This window comes from Photobacterium angustum, assembly GCF_002954615.1.
Lineage (GTDB): Bacteria > Pseudomonadota > Gammaproteobacteria > Enterobacterales > Vibrionaceae > Photobacterium > Photobacterium angustum_A.
On sequence record NZ_MSCJ01000001.1, the window covers coordinates 2,751,586 to 2,769,809 of the forward strand.

The window sequence follows — 18,224 nt, forward strand, 5'->3', positions numbered from 1 at the left end:
TTTAAATCCTCTTAAACGTTCTCGCCGCGAGCACGCATTTCACCAAGAACGACATCAATGCCTTTCTTATCGATGATACGCATGCCTTTCGCAGAAAGGCGTAGTTTAACGAAGCGTTTTTCGCTTTCTACCCAGAAACGATGAGTTTGCAGGTTCGGCAGAAAACGACGCTTGGTGGCATTACGTGCGTGTGAACGGTTGTTACCCGTTACAGGACGCTTACCAGTTACTTGGCATACTCGGGACATTACTGTCTTCTCCAAATCGTTTCAGCTCGATATCTACTGTAGAAATTCACTGTAAAAATAATTTTCACAGATAACCACAGCTATCAAAGGTCGCGCATTATACTAAGTCAAAACCAGTTGCTCAAGTCCCGAGCAGATCCTTTCTCACTTTTTTATCGAAAAATCGGCTATTTTATAGCCAACCACGCTCGGTGAAAGAAATAATCTCCCCATCACCAACAACAAAATGATCCAGAACACGAATATCGACCAAAGCCAGCGAATCGCTGATTTTGCGCGTTATTCGACGGTCAGCCTGACTAGGTTCAGCGACGCCTGATGGGTGATTATGCGCTAAAATGAGCGCTGCTGCATTAAGTTCTAGTGATCTTTTTACAACTTCACGTGGATAAACGCTCGCACAATCGATCGTTCCTTCAAATAAAACCTCTCCAGTGATCACTCGGTGCTGGTTATCTAAAAACAGGATATAAAAGGCTTCACGCTGTTTATCTCGTAATTTTCGCGCTAAATATCGACGAGTATTTTGTGGGCTTGTGAGGACATCATCTTTTTTTAAAGTTTCTTCTAAATATCGCTCATTCAACGCTAAAACTGCCTGCAATTGTGCAAATTTTGCCGGCCCCAAACCTTTAACCTGACAAAATATCTGTTTTTCAGCACCAAGCAGTGCTCGAAGAGATCCAAACTCATCCAGTAAATGGGTCGCCAATTCCAGCGCATTCATTCCTTGAGTACCGGTGCGTAAAAAAATGGCTAATAATTCAGCATCGGTTAATGCATCAGAGCCATGAGATAGTAATTTTTCTCGCGGTCGTGATGCGGCTGGTAATTGCTTTAATGACATAACCCCTCCCATTGATATACCACTAGCAAAACAGTCGACACCATTATCACAACCTAACAAGGTGCTTTTTTAGAAAACAGTCACAGCGAAAAAGTAATCAATAAAATATTCAGTACTCAAAATGCGAGGCACACAACTTCCCATTCAATTCAGAGTTGATCCGAATCGATGATCAAAAATTACTTTGGTGGTATCTTGTTGCCAATTTATAAGCCCAAGACACAGGCAGACGAATGCAAACACTGGCAGGAAAAAAAATTCTTCTCGGCATTAGCGGCGGTATCGCTGCTTACAAATGTGCAGAGCTCACCCGACGACTTATTGAACGTGGGGCGCAAGTGCGCATTGTTATGACCACAGCTGCAAAAGAGTTTATAACACCACTCACCATGCAAGCCGTGTCAGGCCACCCCATTTCAGATAGCTTGCTAGATCCTTCCGCAGAAGCGTCCATGGGTCATATTGAATTAGCTAAATGGGCAGATTTAGTTCTCTTAGCACCTGCGACAGCGGATCTGATTGCACGAATGAGTGCAGGGATGGGCAATGACTTACTGACAACGCTTTGTCTCGCAACCGATGCACCAATCGCTGTTAGCCCGGCGATGAATCAGCAAATGTACCGCAATATCGCAACACAAGAGAATATTGCCACCTTACAACGTCGCGGCTGCCGTATTTGGGGACCTGCAAGTGGTGAGCAAGCCTGTGGTGATGTAGGCCCTGGTCGTATGCTAGAACCCATGCAACTGGTACATTGCTGCGAAGACTTTTTTCAGCCACAAGACCTTAGTGGTCTAAATATTGTGGTAACAGCAGGTCCTACACGAGAAGCGATTGATCCAGTACGTTATTTAAGTAACTACAGCTCAGGAAAAATGGGCTATGCCATTGCTCAAGCCGCAGCAAAGCGTGGTGCAAACGTCACCCTAATCAGTGGCCCAGTAAATTTAACCACACCTGATGGTGTAACGCGTATTAATGTCAGTAGTGCCCAAGAGATGCACCAAGCGGCACTTGAACATGCCGTTAATCACCACATTTTTATTGCTTGTGCTGCCGTTGCAGATTTCCGTCCAGCTCATCTCGCAACTCAAAAGATGAAAAAACAAGACGGCAATGATGACATGGTGATTCAGTTAGTGAAGAACCCAGATATTGTTGCCAGCGTAGCGGCCTTAACAGAAAACCGCCCATTTACGGTCGGGTTTGCTGCAGAGACACAAGATGTTGAGCAATATGCACGTGGTAAACTGGCAAAGAAAAACCTTGATATGATTTGTGCCAACGATGTGTCGGTACAAGACCAAGGCTTTAATAGTGATAACAACGCGCTACACCTTTACTGGTCTAACGGTGATAAAGCACTACCTCTTGCTGCCAAATCAGAGCTTGGGCTGCAATTAGTCAATGAAATTATTAATCTTTACCAACAAGCGAAACAATAGAGCGAAATATGAATAGTATTGATCTGAAAATTCTTGACCCACGCGTCGGCAATGAATTCCCACTTCCAGCGTATGCAACCGAAGGTTCTGCTGGTTTAGATTTACGCGCTTGTTTAGATGAAGCATTAACCGTCGCACCGGGTGAGACCCATCTTGTACCAACAGGCCTTGCGATCCATATTGGCGATTCAAATCTTGCGGCAACCATCCTGCCTCGCTCAGGCCTTGGCCATAAACACGGCATAGTTTTGGGAAATCTTGTTGGCCTTATTGATTCTGATTACCAAGGTCAATTAATGGTGTCGGTGTGGAACCGAGGTGAAACCACATTTACTATTGAGCCGGGTGATCGTATTGCTCAGCTGGTTTTCTTACCTGTGGTACAAGCGCAGTTTAATATTGTTGATGATTTCGATAGCACAGATCGTGGCGAAGGTGGTTTTGGTCATTCAGGCCGTAGCTAGTCGCTATTGATGTTAAAAAAGCGTGATCTAATTAGCCTTGTATTATCAATTTTGATGATAAAATAAAGGCAACATATTAAAGCAAAGCGCAACCTCTTCAGCTTGCGCTTTTTTTGCGAATAAAAATACGTACATTTCGATTGCGCTACTTTTCACAACGCCAAGGCATCGCTAAGATAGGCGGGTTTCATACTGTCCATGGACAGTCTCATTTTGTAAAGGAACGATAATTCATGGCAGGCACCAAAAAGAACAATCGCCGCGAGGAAATACTTCAGTGCTTAGCGCATATGCTGGAGTCTAACCAAGGCAGTCAACGCATCACGACCAAAATGCTAGCCGCGAATGTTGGAGTTTCAGAAGCCGCACTCTACCGCCACTTCCCAAGCAAAGCGCGTATGTTTGAAGGGTTAATTGAATTTATTGAAGATTCAATTACCACTCGTATTAACCGCATTTTAGATGATGAAAAAGATACACTGAACCGCTTACGTATGGTGATGCAGTTCATCCTCATGTTTGCTGAGCGTAACCCTGGTTTAACTCGTATCATGACTGGCCATGCTCTGATGTTTGAACAAGATCGTCTTCAATCTCGTATTAATCAACTGTTCGAACGTGTTGAATCGCAACTTCGCCAGATCTTAAAAGAGCGTAAAATTCGTGAAGGTAAAGGCTTTCCTGTTGATGAGTCAGTGCTAGCAGCACAACTTCTAGGTCAAGTAGAAGGCAGTTTAAACCGCTATGTTCGCTCTAACTTCAAATACAAGCCAACGGCAAACTTTGATGAGTACTGGGAGCTATTAAGTGCGCAATTAGGATAATACTTAGTTGACGGACACAAAAAAGCGAGAGCCTCTGCCCTCGCTTTTTTATTATCTATTTTTTCTTAAACGGTACTTATACACCATACTCGGCACGGTACGCTTTTACCGCTTCAAGATGTTGTTCCATACCTGCTTGCTCAGAAAGGTAGGTCACCACATCGCCTAGCGAGACAATTGAAATAACCGCACAACCAAAGTCACGTTCAACTTCTTGAATCGCAGATAATTCACCTTGGCCTTTTTCTTGACGATCAATAGCCACTAAAACGCCAGCTAAATCTGCGCCATTCGCTTTAATGATTTCCATTGACTCACGAATCGCCGTACCTGCGGTGATCACATCATCAACCAACATAATACGACCGTCTAGTGCGCTGCCGACTAAGTTGCCACCTTCACCGTGATTTTTTGCTTCTTTACGGTTGAAACAGTATGGCGTATCGACATCGTGGTGATCAGCGAGAGCAACTGCCGTTGTTGTTGCAATCGGGATCCCTTTATAAGCTGGGCCAAACAACACATCAAATTCAATCTTGGCATCAACCAAAGCTTCAGCATAAAAACGACCAAGACGTGCTAAATCACGACCGGTATTAAATAAGCCAGCATTAAAGAAGTACGGACTCTTACGACCTGACTTCAATGTGAACTCACCAAATTTTAATACACCTTTCTCTAGGGCGAATTCAATAAACTGACGCTGATATGCTTTCATTGTGTCTCCTTAAACTACTTCTCTGTGTTTTAACAATGTACCTGTTACCTAACACTCATCAGGTAACAACTAAAACCAACAAGTACTCCACTTGATATTCAGTTTTAGCTAAAAAAAAGCGGCTCCCAATAGGAACCGCTTAATATCAATTTGCTAACGCTTGCTTCTGCATCGAAATAATATCGGTTATACCGTCTTTCGCCAGAGCCAGCATTGCCAGTAATTCTTCATGGCTAAAGGCTTCACCCTCGGCAGTACCTTGAATTTCAATCATCTTGCCTTCTTCTGTCATCACCACATTCATGTCGGTTTCAGCAGCAGAATCTTCAAGATATTCAAGATCGCAAATAGGTTCGCCTTTATAGATACCCACAGATACCGCAGCGACCATACCTTTCAGTGGGCTTTTCTTAATCATGCCTTTCTCTAGCATGTAATTAATTGCATCAACCAGTGCAACCATCGCACCGGTAATAGATGCGGTACGTGTGCCACCATCAGCTTGGATAACATCACAGTCAACGGTGATCATCTGCTCACCTAATACTTTTAAATCAACCGCAGCACGCAAGCTACGTGCAATAAGACGTTGGATTTCCATCGTACGTCCACCTTGCTTGCCACTCGCAGCTTCTCGACGATTACGAGTATGCGTAGCACGAGGTAACATGCCATATTCAGCCGTCACCCAACCTTGGCCTTTGCCTTTTAACCAGCGCGGAACATTTTCTTCTACACTCGCGGTACAAATAACCTTGGTATTACCAAACTCAACCAGTACTGAACCTTCAGCATGGGCTGTATATTGGCGAGTAATAGTGATTGGACGAACTTGAGTCGCACTTCTTCCGCTTGGACGCATCGGGATTTCCCTTTGGCTGGATGATATTAACCGGCGATTATAGCGATAACTCAATCTCAGTGCACGAGAAAACGATAACGTAAGCTGACAAACAGTAGCCCCTAGAGGCCAATATCGCATATAATCTCAACACCCGGTAACGACGCACCTGTTATGAATAATTAAGACTTATCGTGGGTAACGGTAAGTTAGTCGTCGCACCATTCTCAACTAAAAGGCCACAAGCCATGATCCATAGTATGACTGCTTATGCCCGTCGCGAAATTAAAGGCGATTGGGGCACTGCTGTGTGGGAGATCCGCTCAGTAAATCAACGTTATCTTGAAACCTACATTCGTATGCCTGAGCAATTCCGTAGCTTAGAGCCAGTATTACGTGAGCGTTTCCGTAAACGTCTTGCTCGCGGTAAAGTAGAATGTAATCTACGTTTTGAAGCTAATATTGCCGCAAACACAGAGCTAACTATTAATGAAGCGTTAGCAAAGCAAGTTATTACCGCTGCAAAATGGGTAAAAGAAACCGCGGGTGAAGGCAATATCGGTCCATTCCAAGTCCTTAATTGGCCGGGTGTGATGGAAGCGCCAGAGCAAAATTTAGATGCGATTAACAAAGATCTACTGACGGGCTTTGAACTCGCTATGGATGACTTCATTGCTGCACGTGCAAGCGAAGGCGATAACATGAAGCAGCTTATCGACCAACGTCTAGATGCTATTTCGGTTGAAGCAACCAAGGTACGCACTATGATGCCAGAAATCATCAACTGGCAGCGTGAGCGCATTATGTCTCGCCTTGAAGAAGCAAAAGTTGATCTTGATGCTAACCGCATTGAGCAAGAGCTGATCATGCTCGCGCAAAAGAGTGATGTAGCAGAAGAGCTTGATCGTCTAGATTCTCACGTGAAAGAAACCCAAAAAATCATCGCAAAAGGTGGCGCATGTGGACGTCGTTTAGACTTTATGATGCAAGAGTTCAACCGTGAATCTAACACCCTCGCATCAAAATCAATCAACACTGAAGTCACTGCTTCTGCAGTTGAACTTAAGGTATTGATTGAACAAATGCGCGAACAAATCCAGAATATCGAATAACTCGATAATCGCTCAACCAAGGAAGCCATGGCTTCCTTGGTTGTCGTTGATTAGCTTCTGCAATTATGAAAAACGCATTAAAGCCAACTAGGCTTAAGCTATATCGCACAAAAAGATGAATTTTCCAGCAACTAGCTAATTTCAATTATGCGCAGATCATGATAATCTTCGCGCCCTTCTATCACTGAGTGAAAATAGGCAATGAGCAAAGGTACTCTATACATCGTGTCGGCCCCAAGCGGTGCTGGTAAATCAAGTCTGATTAATGCCCTTCTTGAAACAAACCCGACCTATGACATGAAAGTATCCGTGTCCCACACAACTCGCGGCATGCGCCCGGGTGAAGAACACGGTGTTCATTACAATTTCGTTAGCGTAGAAGAATTTACTGACTTGGTAGAACAAGGTGCATTCCTTGAACATGCAGAAGTATTCGGCAACTACTATGGCACTTCACGCCCATGGATCGAAGAGCAATTAAACAAAGGAATTGATGTATTCCTTGATATCGACTGGCAAGGTGCGCGTCAAATTCGCACACAAATGCCAGCGGCTAAGAGCTTATTCATCCTTCCTCCTTCAAAAGAGGAATTAGAGCGTCGTCTAAATACGCGCGGTCAAGATAGCGAAGCTGTTATTGAACGTCGTATGCAAGAAGCTCGTTCAGAGATCTCACACTACGATGAATATGATTATGTTATCGTAAATGATGATTTTGATGTTGCTTTAATCGACTTTAAAGCAATTATTCGTGCTGAACGATTGAAGCAAGACAAACAAGCTGCTAAATATAAGAGCATGTTGTCTGCACTACTAGCAGATCAGTAAGTTATTTTGTACAATTTTCTATTCCTAATTTAATAACCACTGGAGTCCTCCATGGCACGCGTAACCGTTCAAGACGCTGTTGATAAAATTGGCAACCGTTTCGATCTGATCCAAATTGCTGCTCGCCGCGCACGTCAAATGCAAACCGGCGGTAAGGATCCATTGGTTCCTGAAGAAAACGACAAGTACACAGTAATTGCACTTCGTGAAATCGAAGAAGGCCTAATTACTAAAGATATCCTTGATGCTCGTGAGCGTCAGGAACTGCAAGAGCAAGAAGCTGCTGAATTAGCAGCAGTTAGTGCTATTGCTGGCGACCACCGTTAATCAGGGAACCGGGCGAATTGTATCTTTTTGATAGCCTGAAAGAAGTCGCAATCGAGTACCTGCCAGAGCCTCAGCTAGAGGCTCTTCGGCAGGCTTTCCTCGTTGCTCGCGACGCACACGAAGGGCAAACTCGCTCCACTGGCGAGCCTTATATTATCCACCCCGTTGCGGTTGCTCGCATCTTGGCGGAAATGCGTCTCGATATTGAAACGCTCATGGCGGCATTGCTTCATGACGTTATCGAAGATACCGAGGTCACTAAAGAAGATCTCGCCAGCCGTTTTGGCGACACTGTCGCAGAATTGGTCGATGGCGTATCGAAACTCGATAAATTAAAGTTTCGCGATCGAAAAGAAGCACAAGCTGAAAACTTCCGAAAAATGATCATGGCAATGGCTCATGATATTCGCGTAATTTTAATTAAGCTGGCTGACCGTACCCACAATATGCGAACACTCGGTGCGCTTCGCCCCGATAAACGTCGTCGTATTGCCCGCGAAACTCTTGAAATATTCTCTCCTCTTGCCCACCGTCTGGGTATCCATAACATCAAATCTGAACTTGAAGAGCTTGGCTTTGAAGCGTTATACCCAAATCGCTACCGTGTATTAAAGCAAGTGGTAGCTGCGGCGCGTGGTAACCGTAAAGAGATGATCAATAAAATTCACGCTGAAATTGAGGGTCGCCTCAGTGATGCGGGAATTCACGCTACCGTATTAGGCCGTGAGAAAAACTTGTTCTCTATCTATAACAAGATGAAGAACAAAGAGCAGCGTTTCCACTCGATCATGGATATCTATGCTTTCCGTGTACTTGTGAGTGACTTAGATACCTGCTACCGCGTATTAGGACAAGTACATAACCTGTACAAACCCCGTCCTAGCCGCATGAAAGACTACATTGCGATTCCGAAAGCCAATGGCTATCAATCGCTGCATACCTCGCTTGTTGGCCCTCATGGTGTTCCCGTTGAAGTACAGATTCGTACTGAAGACATGGATCAAATGGCAGACAAAGGCGTCGCGGCGCACTGGACCTACAAAGATGGCGAAAGCTCAGGTACCACCGCGCAAGTTAAAGCCCAGCGTTGGATGCAAAGCTTACTTGAACTTCAACAAAGTGCAGGTAGCTCATTTGAATTTATTGAAAATGTAAAATCGGATCTTTTCCCTGACGAGATTTACGTTTTCACCCCGAAAGGCCGTATTGTTGAATTGCCTGTTGGCGCAACTGCGGTGGATTTTGCTTACGCCGTTCATACTGATGTCGGTAATGCATGTGTTGGCTCTCGCGTTGATCGCCAACCTTATCCACTTAGCAAGCCACTTAAAAACGGTCAAACGGTTGATATCATCAGTGCTCCTGGCGCTAGACCTAACGCTGCATGGCTTAACTACGTGGTGACATCCCGTGCCCGTACTAAGATCCGCCAAATGCTGAAAACCATGCGTCGTGATGAATCAATTACTTTAGGTCGTCGTTTGCTAAACCATGCACTTGATGGCACCAGTATTGATAATATTGCTAGCGAAAATGTCACCAAAGTATTGTCTGATCTCAAACTCAGCTCAATGGATGATCTTCTCGCTGAAATTGGCTTAGGTGAAGTGATGAGTGTCGTCATTGCTCGTCGTTTCTTAGGCAATGTCGATGAACTCACACCAAAAGAAAATGATCGTCGCTTACCGATTCAGGGCGCTGATGGCATTTTATTAACCTTTGCTAACTGCTGTCATCCGATCCATGGCGATCCGATCATTGCCCATGTTAGTCCAGGTAAAGGCTTAGTGATCCACCGTGAAGAATGTGCCAATGTCCGTAGTCATCGTAAAGAGCCGGATAAGTACATGGCGGTAGAATGGAGTGAAGACTTCGATCAGGAATTTGTTACCAGTTTGAAAGTCGACATGCAAAACCACCAAGGTGCGTTAGCCGATCTCACCAACACTATTGCTGCGACAGGCTCGAATATTCAAGGCTTAGCGACGGAAGAAAAAGATGGTCGTTTATACACCATCACCGTTAAGCTAACCACACGTAGCCGTATTCATTTAGCCAACATTATGCGTCGAATTCGTATCATGCCAAATGTAGTACGTGTCGCGCGCCAGAAAAACTAAAAGTTAATATACGCACATTTTTCATTATAAAAACGCCCTTTATTGGGCGTTTTGTGTATTTGGCAATAAAGCCTTATTATCATAAACCTATCTCATTTGTTTTCATTAGGTAACATCCATGACCCCAGATCGTTTTCAACGTATCCACCAAGTATTGGCAACGCGTCAGCCCGATCTGACGGTATGTATGGAAGAAGTCCATAAACCTAATAATGTCTCAGCGATAATCCGTACTGCTGATGCTGTCGGTGTACATAAAGTGCATGCCGTTTGGCCTAAAGAAGGCATGAAGGTACTAAGCCATACTTCGGCTGGTGCGCGTAACTGGGTTGAATTAGATACCCATGATTCTATGGTTGAAGCCGTGCAAGCATTAAAAGATCAAGGCATGCAGGTACTGGCTACTAACCTGTCTGATACTGCGATTGATTTTCGTGATGTTGATTACACCAAGCCAACAGCGATTATTTTAGGCGGAGAGAAAAACGGGATCACTGCTGAAGCGCTAGCGATGGCCGATCAAGATATCATCATTCCAATGGTCGGCATGGTGCAGTCATTAAATGTATCGGTAGCAAGCGCATTGATTTTGTACGAAGCACAGCGCCAACGCCAAAATGCAGGTATGTATGAGCGTGAAAAAACCTTACTGCCAGATGATGTCGTTAACCGTATTTTGTTTGAACGCGGGCATCCTGTTCTTGCTAAAGTCGCGCAACAAAAAGGCTTAGCTTACCCACAACTCGATGATCAAGGTCAGATTGTCGCTGATGAAGCATGGTGGGCAGCCATGCAAGCGAAGAAAGTGAAAAAACGCCAACCCGCAATGGAGAATAACGAGTAATGAGCGGACAACTCCTCAATACTATTTCGCTAGCTGAACTCTCTGGCGTTGGAGCAAAAATGGCAGAGAAACTGGAAAAGATTGGGCTCCATAATGTCCAAGATTTACTGTTTCACTTACCATTACGCTATGAGGATCGCACTCGTATTTGGCCTATCAATCGAGCTATGCCAGGGCAACACTTGACCGTTCAAGGTGAAGTCCACCATACCAGCATTACTTTTGGTAAACGTAAAATGCTGGCAGTAAAAATTGGAGACGGCACAGGCTCTGTCACGCTGCGCTTTTTTAATTTTAACGCGGCAATGAAAAATAGCTTTGCTGAAGGAAAACAAGTTAAGGCTTACGGCGAAATCAAAGGCAGTAAATTCGGTCTTGAGATCATTCATCCGGATTACCGTATTTTCTCAGAGCCGACCGAACTCAGCGTTGAAGAAACCTTAACGCCAGTATATCCAACCACTGATGGGTTACGTCAACTGACCCTGCGTAACCTAACCGACCAAGCGCTCAACTTACTCGATAAGGCCGCGGTGACAGAACTACTGCCGGAAGGTTTGTACGACCGTCAAATGACGCTTGCACAGGCATTACGTGCGATGCATCGTCCAACCCCTGATATCTCATTAGATCAATTAGAATCAGGTAAACATCCAGCTCAACATCGATTAATTTTAGAAGAGTTGTTGGCGCAAAATTTATCGATGCTGGCACTACGTAACAAGGGACAACAACATAGTGCTTGGCCACTTGCCGCGAAAGATTCATTAAAGCAGCAACTGCTCGATAGTCTTCCGTTCTCTCCAACGGGGGCTCAACAACGTGTTGTCGCTGACATTGAAGCCGATCTTATCAAGCCGCAGCCTATGATGCGTTTAGTTCAAGGTGATGTTGGCTCGGGTAAAACCTTAGTTGCCGCTCTTGCCGCCCTACGCGCTATTGAACATGGCTTTCAAGTCGCCTTAATGGCACCAACAGAGTTACTGGCAGAGCAGCATGCTATTAACTTTGCCAACTGGCTTAATCCAATGGGGATTCAGGTTGGCTGGATGGCAGGTAAGCTGAAAGGCAAAGCGCGCGAAGCCGAGCTTACCCGTATTGCTAGCGGTGAAGTGAAGATGGTGGTAGGTACTCATGCACTATTCCAAGACCACGTTAAATTTGAAAATTTAGCGCTAGTCATCATCGATGAGCAACACCGATTTGGTGTCCATCAGCGTTTAGAGCTACGAGAAAAAGGGGCCAATGAAGGTCGCTACCCACACCAGTTAGTCATGACAGCAACCCCCATTCCACGTACTCTTGCCATGACAGCTTATGCCGATATGGATACGTCTGTCATTGATGAACTGCCACCCGGCCGAACACCGATCCAAACCGTTGCCTTACCCGATGCCCGCCGCCCTGAAATTATCGAGCGCATTCGATCTGCTTGCGTTAATGAAGGACGCCAAGCCTATTGGGTATGTACCTTAATTGATGAATCTGAAGTGTTGGAAGCCCAAGCCGCCTCAGATACTGCCGATGAACTGACAGGCTTACTGCCTGATTTAAAAATTGGTTTAGTACACGGGCGAATGAAAGCCGCAGAAAAACAAGCGGTGATGGCAAGCTTCAAAGCTGGCGAGCTGAATTTGTTAGTAGCCACAACCGTGATTGAAGTCGGGGTGGATGTGCCTAATGCCAGTTTAATGGTGATTGAAAACCCTGAACGATTAGGCTTAGCGCAGCTCCACCAGCTACGTGGCCGTGTCGGTCGAGGAAAGGTTGCGAGTCACTGTGTATTGCTTTATCACGCCCCCCTATCTAAAACCGCTCAAAAGCGTTTAGGGGTATTACGTGAAAGCAGTGATGGTTTCGTGATCGCCCAGCGAGATTTAGAAATTCGTGGTCCGGGTGAATTACTGGGTACTAAACAAACCGGTATTGCTGAATTTAAAGTCGCCGATCTTATCCGTGACCAATACATGATCCCACAAGTGCAGAAGCTGGCTCGCTATATTCATGACAGTTACCCCGATAGCGCTAAAGCAATCATTGATCGTTGGCTTGGACAACGAGAAAACTACTCAAACGCTTAGTTATTGGTACAGTACAAATACAACAAAGCCCACATTACCGCGCAGTAATATGGGCTTTTTTATTTGCCGACTTACTTCATTTTATGTAGCGGTAACGTCACTTCAACGCGTAAACCACCTTCACTGCGGTTACGCACTAAAATAACACCATCATGCTGATCAACAATACGCTTCACAATCGCAAGTCCTAACCCTGTCCCTTCCGCTTCACTACCGCGAGCTGAATCACCACGCGTAAGGGGTTGGAACATCTTATTGACCTGATCAGGCGCAATACCCGGACCATCATCTTCAACGCAAAACCATACAGATTTACGATCAGCAGAAGCACCACTCGATATCTTCACCCAACCTTTACCATAGCGTTGTGCGTTCACCACAAGGTTTGCGACAGCACGTTTAAGCGCAACCGCATTAGCGGAAACCGTTCCAGGGATCTCACCGAGTTGCTGATCAATAGTTTTACCGTAACTGCCTTCAGTATGCGCAACATCAATCAGCAAGGTATTCAGATCAAGATCTTCTTCTTCCTGCTTTTTAGTCGATTTTAGATAATCCATAAACTGACTAATGATCGCGTTACACTCTTCTGTATCAGTGATCATCGATTCCGCTAAATAGCTATCTTCAGGTGACATCATTTCTGTAGCCAGACGAATACGGGTTAATGGCGTACGTAAATCATGGCTGACACCTGCCATTAACAGCGCGCGATCTTCTTCTAGCTGTTTAATACCCTGTGACATCTGATTAAAGGCTTTGGTTACTGAGCGAATTTCAGAAGCGCCTTGCTCAGGAAGTTGTGGTGGCGTTTCACCACGACCCACCATAAGTGCGGCCTGTTCCAACTCCATTAATGGACGGTTTTGGATCCGAATAAATAACCAGCCACCAGCAATCACAAGAAAGGCAATGATCAGGCTATAACGAAATAGCGGCGCAAAGTCTTCTTCTTGCAGTTCTGATAACGGGACTCGCATTAAGAAATTCGGCATCGCATCGGTTTTTAGCCACAGTACATAACTGTCAGCGCCGAGCAATAAACGAACATCGGTTGGCGAACCAAGATCTTTGGTCATCTGCTCACTGAGATAACCAATATGCATAGCATCATGGAAAGGTTTTGCAGCTTCACTATCAGGAGCGACTAAGGTTAGACCTAACTCTTCTAATAGTTTACGACGAAGAGGACGGTCAAGATGTACACATTGATCATCCGGCATCGCCAATTCATCGTTAAGCATCAATTTTACTTCATAAGATAGGATGCGGTTGAATTGCTGAATGCTGGGTAATAAGGCGTAATTAACTATGGTCAGATACGAAAAAATCTGGCTTGCGATAAGCAAGCCAGCTAATAGGATTAACGTTCGACCAAATGTGCTTTTTGGCGATAAACGCATGGCTTACGCCTCGCGGCCATCAGGAACGAAGACATAACCTAAACCCCACACTGTTTGGATATAACGTGGACGGCTTGGATCTTCTTCAACCATACGACGTAAACGTGAGATTTGTACGTCGATAGAACGTTCCATTGCTGAATATTCACGACCACGCGCCATATTCATCAACTTATCACGTGACATCGGCTCACGAGCATTAGTAACCAATGCTTTTAATACCGCAAACTCACCAGACGTTAATGGCATAGGAACATCGCCACGGAACATTTCACGCGTGCCTAAGTTTAAACGGAATTCACCGAACTCAATCATCTTGCTATCAACACTCGGTGCGCCCGGTGCTTCAATTGTTTGACGACGTAGTACCGCACGAATACGCGCTAACAGCTCTCGTGGGTTAAACGGTTTAGGCAGGTAATCATCAGCGCCCACTTCAAGACCCACAATGCGATCAACCTCATCACCTTTTGCTGTTAGCATCAAAATAGGTAACATGTTATTGGCATTACGTAAGCGACGACAAATTGATAAGCCATCTTCACCTGGCAGCATTAAATCTAACACCATTAGATGAAACGTTTCGCGGGCTAATAGACGATCCATTTGTTCGCCATTTGCCACACTTCGAACCTGAAATCCTTGCTCAGATAAATAACGTTCTAATAGCGCGCGTAAGCGCATGTCATCATCAACAACCAGAATTTTGTAATTTTCTTGCATAATCCACCTTCAGCGGTCGAGGTCTTGAGCTTTTGCCGTAGTGTACGTCAGCTCACTAAACAGACTCAGAATTTCCTGCGTTTTTTTCAGGCAAATATGTAACAGAGTATGTATATTCGTTTTATGCGCCAGATAAGCGCCTGAGTCAATTAAGTAATTATAAAATAGCTAAAATGAAGTGAAAACTAGGGTTGCAGTCTATTTTATCTTGGTGAAAAGACACCTCTTCCCTGTCATATCTCATCTTTATTTCTACATAATTTGAAACTTACCGCGACAATTTATTATTGCGCTTATTGACCCATCCGTCTAAGCGTTAGATCATCGCCCCATTCCTCGTTCACGTCATGTTATAAGGATAGCTATGAGAACCAACCTAGTGACGCGTGAAGGTTACAATAAATTAAAAAAAGAACTTGATTTCCTATGGCGTGAAGATCGCCCTGAAGTGACCAAGAAAGTCACTTGGGCTGCTAGTCTGGGTGATAGATCGGAAAATGCCGACTACCAATACAATAAAAAACGCTTGCGTGAAATTGACCGTCGCGTCCGCTTTTTACGTAAACGCTTAGATGTATTAAAGGTGATTGATTACTCCCCGCAACAAGATGGCAAAGTCTTCTTTGGTGCTTGGGTGGAAATTGAAAATGAAGCAGGAGAAACAAAGACCTTTCGTATCGTTGGTCCTGACGAAATTTATGGCAGAAACGACTATATCTCGATTGATTCACCTATGGCACGGGCGCTACTTAGCAAAGAAGTCGATGATGATATTGTCGTTACCACTCCGCTTGGCAAGAAGGAATGGTTTATCAATGAAATCCGCTACGACACCGACATTGAGTAATTAAATCATCATTACTGCATACGATAGAAGCCGTTCGTTATGTACACGGCTTCTTTTCCGATCTTTTTTCTGCTCACTGACACACTCTTAACATCGGTAAACTTGCCACTCTCATCGGGAGACGTAGAATGTAAGCTTAACGATAAACAAGAGATACCTACGGATGAGCAACTCTATCAATCAGCTGATTGCCAGCGAACTGAATGTTCGAAATGAACAAATCAATGCAGCAGTCACACTGCTCGATGATGGTAACACCGTGCCTTTTATTGCCCGTTACCGTAAAGAAGTCACTGGCGGCTTGGATGATACCCAGCTTCGTAATTTAGAATCACGTTTAGGCTACTTACGTGAGCTCGATGATCGTCGTCAGGTCATTTTAAAATCGATTACCGAGCAAGGTAAATTGACCCCTGCGCTAGAGGCTGAAATCAAGACAGCAGACAGTAAGACCCGTCTTGAAGATCTTTACTTGCCTTACAAGCCTAAGCGCCGCACTAAAGGTCAAATTGCCATTGAAGCCGGTATTGAGCCTTTAGCTGATCTGCTTTGGAGCCAACCAGACAATACTCCTGAGCAAGCAGCTGAACAATTTTTAAATCCAGAGCAAGGCTTTGCTGATACCAAAGCGGTACTGGATGGCGCTCGCGCAATCTTAATGGAGCGCTTTGCTGAAGATGCAACCTTGCTTGATAAGATCCGTCGCCAGTTAAACGGTCAAGCAGAACTGACTTCTCGTCTTGTCGATGGCAAAGAGCACGATGGTGCGAAATTTAAAGATTACTTTGAATATAACGAGCCATTAAAAACTATTCCATCTCACCGCGCACTCGCGCTATTTCGTGGTCGTAATGAAGGCTTCCTACAATTAGCATTGAATGCTGATCCCAACCAAGATGAAGGCGTTCGAGGCTCTTACTGTGAAGTGATTATTGCCGATCACTACGGCGTAAAACTGGGAACAGCACCTGCTGATGCATGGCGTAAGCAGGTAATAAGTTGGGCATGGCGCATTAAAATTTTAATGCACATGGAAACCGAACTGATGAGCGCACTGCGTGAAAAAGCCGAAGATGGCGCGATGCAAGTGTTCGCCGACAACCTGAAAGATTTGTTAATGGCAGCCCCTGCTGGCCCTCGCGTTACACTAGCACTCGATCCTGGTTTACGTACAGGGAGTAAGATTGCAGTAGTTGATGAAACCGGCAAGTTACTCGATACTGCCACCATCTACCCGCACCAACCCCACAACAAAATTGCAGAATCAAGCAAAGTCGTTTTAGCCTTAATCAACAAGCATAACGTTAACTTAATTGCGATTGGTAATGGTACTGCTTCACGTGAAACAGATGCGTTTGTTGCCAAACTACTTAAAGATAATAATCTAAAAGTACAGAGCGTAATGGTGAGTGAAGCCGGTGCATCGGTATACTCTGCATCAGAACTTGCTGCAAATGAATTCCCAAACCTAGATGTTTCTATCCGTGGTGCGGTGTCTATTGGTCGTCGTCTGCAAGACCCATTGGCAGAGTTAGTGAAAATTGATCCGAAATCTATCGGTGTGGGTCAATACCAACACGATGTTAGCCAAAGCATGTTAGCGAAACGCCTCGATGCCGTAGTTGAAGACTGTGTAAACGCCGTAGGTGTGGACGTAAATACTGCATCTGCTGCACTACTTACGCGCGTGGCAGGTTTGAACGCTACCATCGCACAAAACATCGTGAACTATCGTGATGAAAATGGCCGCTTTGATGCGCGTACAGCCCTGAAAAAAGTCGGACGTTTAGGGCCAAAAGCATTTGAGCAGTGTGCTGGATTCTTGCGTATCATGAATGGCAAAAATCCACTTGATAGCTCTGCAGTTCACCCAGAGTCTTATGCGGTAGTTAAAGCTATTTCGGCTGCTAATAATAAACCGGTTGATGCAATCATTGGTAACACCGATTTCCTACGTAGCTTAAAAGCCGCTGACTACACCGATGCAGACTTCGGTTTACCAACGGTAACCGACATCATTAGCGAGCTGGATAAACCCGGTCGAGATCCTCGTCCTGAGTTTAAAACAGCCACCTTTGCTGAAGGCGTTAATGAAGTAAAAGATCTGATCCCTGGCATGGTATTAGAAGGCGTGATCACTAACGTGACTAACTTCGGTGCTTTTGTTGATGTCGGCGTACACCAAGATGGTTTAGTCCATATCTCCGCCCTATCTGATAAGTTCGTTTCAGATCCACGCGAAGTGGTAAAAGCGGGTGATATCGTTAAAGTGAAAGTGATGGAAGTGGATTTACAGCGTAAGCGTATTGGTATGTCGATGCGTTTATCTGATGAGCCGGGACAAGAGAAGCCGACTCGTCAACCTCGCGACAACTCACCACGCCCAACTAGAAGTCAGCCACAAAGCCAACCTCGTCAACATAGCAATAGTAATAGCAACGCCGCAATGGGCGGGGCCTTTGCTGCTGCCTTTGCGAATGCTAAGAAAAAATAAGCTAACGCCTTATTCATGAAAGAAAAAGCCAGACATGATGTCTGGCTTTGTTTTA

17 protein-coding genes are annotated in these 18,224 nt (G+C 44.9%); 11 read left to right on the forward strand and 6 right to left on the reverse strand.

The annotated features are described in order from the left end of the window. Nucleotides 1-11: 11 nt before the first annotated feature. Together rpmB and radC are read right to left on the reverse strand one after the other, a co-directional pair. Entirely contained in the window at nt 12-248 is a 237-nt protein-coding gene (gene rpmB / locus BTO08_RS12500) for a 50S ribosomal protein L28 (RefSeq protein WP_005371944.1), read from the reverse strand. A 172-nt stretch (nt 249-420) separates the two neighbouring features. Further along, nucleotides 421-1,095, reverse strand: coding sequence for a RadC family protein (gene radC / locus BTO08_RS12505; protein ID WP_105061151.1), 675 nt, complete (start codon nt 1,093-1,095; stop codon nt 421-423). A 233-nt stretch (nt 1,096-1,328) separates the two neighbouring features. Here radC and coaBC point away from each other — a divergent pair, with 233 nt between their 5' ends. The 3 genes from coaBC to slmA all read left to right on the forward strand — a co-directional run bounded on the left by coaBC (nt 1,329) and on the right by slmA (nt 3,831). Next, nucleotides 1,329-2,543 (forward strand): bifunctional phosphopantothenoylcysteine decarboxylase/phosphopantothenate--cysteine ligase CoaBC, encoded by a 1,215-nt coding sequence (gene coaBC, locus BTO08_RS12510; RefSeq protein ID WP_045149856.1) that lies wholly within the window; start codon nt 1,329-1,331, stop codon nt 2,541-2,543. Nucleotides 2,544-2,551: 8 nt separating this feature from the next. After that, complete coding sequence (gene dut / locus BTO08_RS12515) at nt 2,552-3,007, forward strand: dUTP diphosphatase (protein ID WP_045083821.1); 456 nt, start codon at nt 2,552-2,554, stop codon at nt 3,005-3,007. A 233-nt stretch (nt 3,008-3,240) separates the two neighbouring features. Continuing rightward, nucleotides 3,241-3,831 carry a nucleoid occlusion factor SlmA gene (gene slmA, locus BTO08_RS12520; RefSeq protein ID WP_005371955.1) on the forward strand — a complete coding sequence of 197 codons (591 nt, stop codon included), beginning with the start codon at nt 3,241-3,243 and terminating at the stop codon, nt 3,829-3,831. A gap of 76 nt (nt 3,832-3,907) precedes the next feature. On the opposite strand, the gene pyrE is transcribed toward slmA, so the two are convergent. Further along, nucleotides 3,908-4,549, reverse strand: coding sequence for an orotate phosphoribosyltransferase (gene pyrE, locus BTO08_RS12525; protein ID WP_045083819.1), 642 nt, complete (start codon nt 4,547-4,549; stop codon nt 3,908-3,910). A 145-nt stretch (nt 4,550-4,694) separates the two neighbouring features. Continuing rightward, the gene (gene rph, locus BTO08_RS12530) at nt 4,695-5,411 is read right to left on the reverse strand and encodes a ribonuclease PH (protein WP_105061152.1); all 717 of its coding nucleotides are present in this window, start codon (nt 5,409-5,411) and stop codon (nt 4,695-4,697) included. A gap of 227 nt (nt 5,412-5,638) precedes the next feature. On the opposite strand from rph, the gene BTO08_RS12535 reads away from it, so the two are divergent. From BTO08_RS12535 to recG, 6 genes are all read left to right on the forward strand, one after another. Continuing rightward, on the forward strand, nt 5,639-6,502 hold the full coding sequence (locus BTO08_RS12535) for a YicC/YloC family endoribonuclease (RefSeq protein WP_105061342.1): 864 nt from the start codon (nt 5,639-5,641) through the stop codon (nt 6,500-6,502). A 201-nt stretch (nt 6,503-6,703) separates the two neighbouring features. Next, entirely contained in the window at nt 6,704-7,330 is a 627-nt protein-coding gene (gmk, locus tag BTO08_RS12540) for a guanylate kinase (protein WP_005371959.1), read from the forward strand. A gap of 51 nt (nt 7,331-7,381) precedes the next feature. Then, nucleotides 7,382-7,657 (forward strand): DNA-directed RNA polymerase subunit omega, encoded by a 276-nt coding sequence (gene rpoZ / locus BTO08_RS12545; protein WP_005371960.1) that lies wholly within the window; start codon nt 7,382-7,384, stop codon nt 7,655-7,657. Between the two features lie 17 nt (nt 7,658-7,674). Beyond that, nucleotides 7,675-9,777 carry a bifunctional GTP diphosphokinase/guanosine-3',5'-bis pyrophosphate 3'-pyrophosphohydrolase gene (gene spoT / locus BTO08_RS12550; protein WP_105061153.1) on the forward strand — a complete coding sequence of 701 codons (2,103 nt, stop codon included), beginning with the start codon at nt 7,675-7,677 and terminating at the stop codon, nt 9,775-9,777. Nucleotides 9,778-9,895: 118 nt separating this feature from the next. After that, nucleotides 9,896-10,621: a tRNA (guanosine(18)-2'-O)-methyltransferase TrmH gene (trmH, locus tag BTO08_RS12555; RefSeq protein WP_105061154.1), complete on the forward strand. Its 726-nt coding sequence runs from the start codon at nt 9,896-9,898 to the stop codon at nt 10,619-10,621. Then, nucleotides 10,621-12,702 carry an ATP-dependent DNA helicase RecG gene (gene recG, locus BTO08_RS12560; protein ID WP_105061155.1) on the forward strand — a complete coding sequence of 694 codons (2,082 nt, stop codon included), beginning with the start codon at nt 10,621-10,623 and terminating at the stop codon, nt 12,700-12,702. The genes trmH and recG overlap by 1 nt, the downstream gene beginning before the upstream one ends. A 71-nt stretch (nt 12,703-12,773) precedes the next feature. Here the strand turns inward: recG and envZ are convergent, their stop codons facing one another. Together envZ and ompR are read right to left on the reverse strand one after the other, a co-directional pair. Beyond that, nucleotides 12,774-14,105: a two-component system sensor histidine kinase EnvZ gene (gene envZ / locus BTO08_RS12565; protein WP_105061156.1), complete on the reverse strand. Its 1,332-nt coding sequence runs from the start codon at nt 14,103-14,105 to the stop codon at nt 12,774-12,776. A 3-nt stretch (nt 14,106-14,108) separates the two neighbouring features. Then, nucleotides 14,109-14,828, reverse strand: coding sequence for an osmolarity response regulator transcription factor OmpR (ompR, locus tag BTO08_RS12570; RefSeq protein ID WP_005371969.1), 720 nt, complete (start codon nt 14,826-14,828; stop codon nt 14,109-14,111). A 364-nt stretch (nt 14,829-15,192) separates the two neighbouring features. Between ompR and greB the strand changes: the two genes are divergently transcribed. Both greB and BTO08_RS12580 read left to right on the forward strand, forming a co-directional pair. Further along, nucleotides 15,193-15,675, forward strand: a complete 483-nt coding sequence (gene greB, locus BTO08_RS12575) for a transcription elongation factor GreB (protein ID WP_105061157.1) — start codon at nt 15,193-15,195, stop codon at nt 15,673-15,675. 163 nt (nt 15,676-15,838) lie between these two features. Then, entirely contained in the window at nt 15,839-18,169 is a 2,331-nt protein-coding gene (locus BTO08_RS12580) for a Tex family protein (RefSeq protein ID WP_105061158.1), read from the forward strand. The last annotated feature ends 55 nt before the right edge of the window (nt 18,170-18,224 follow it).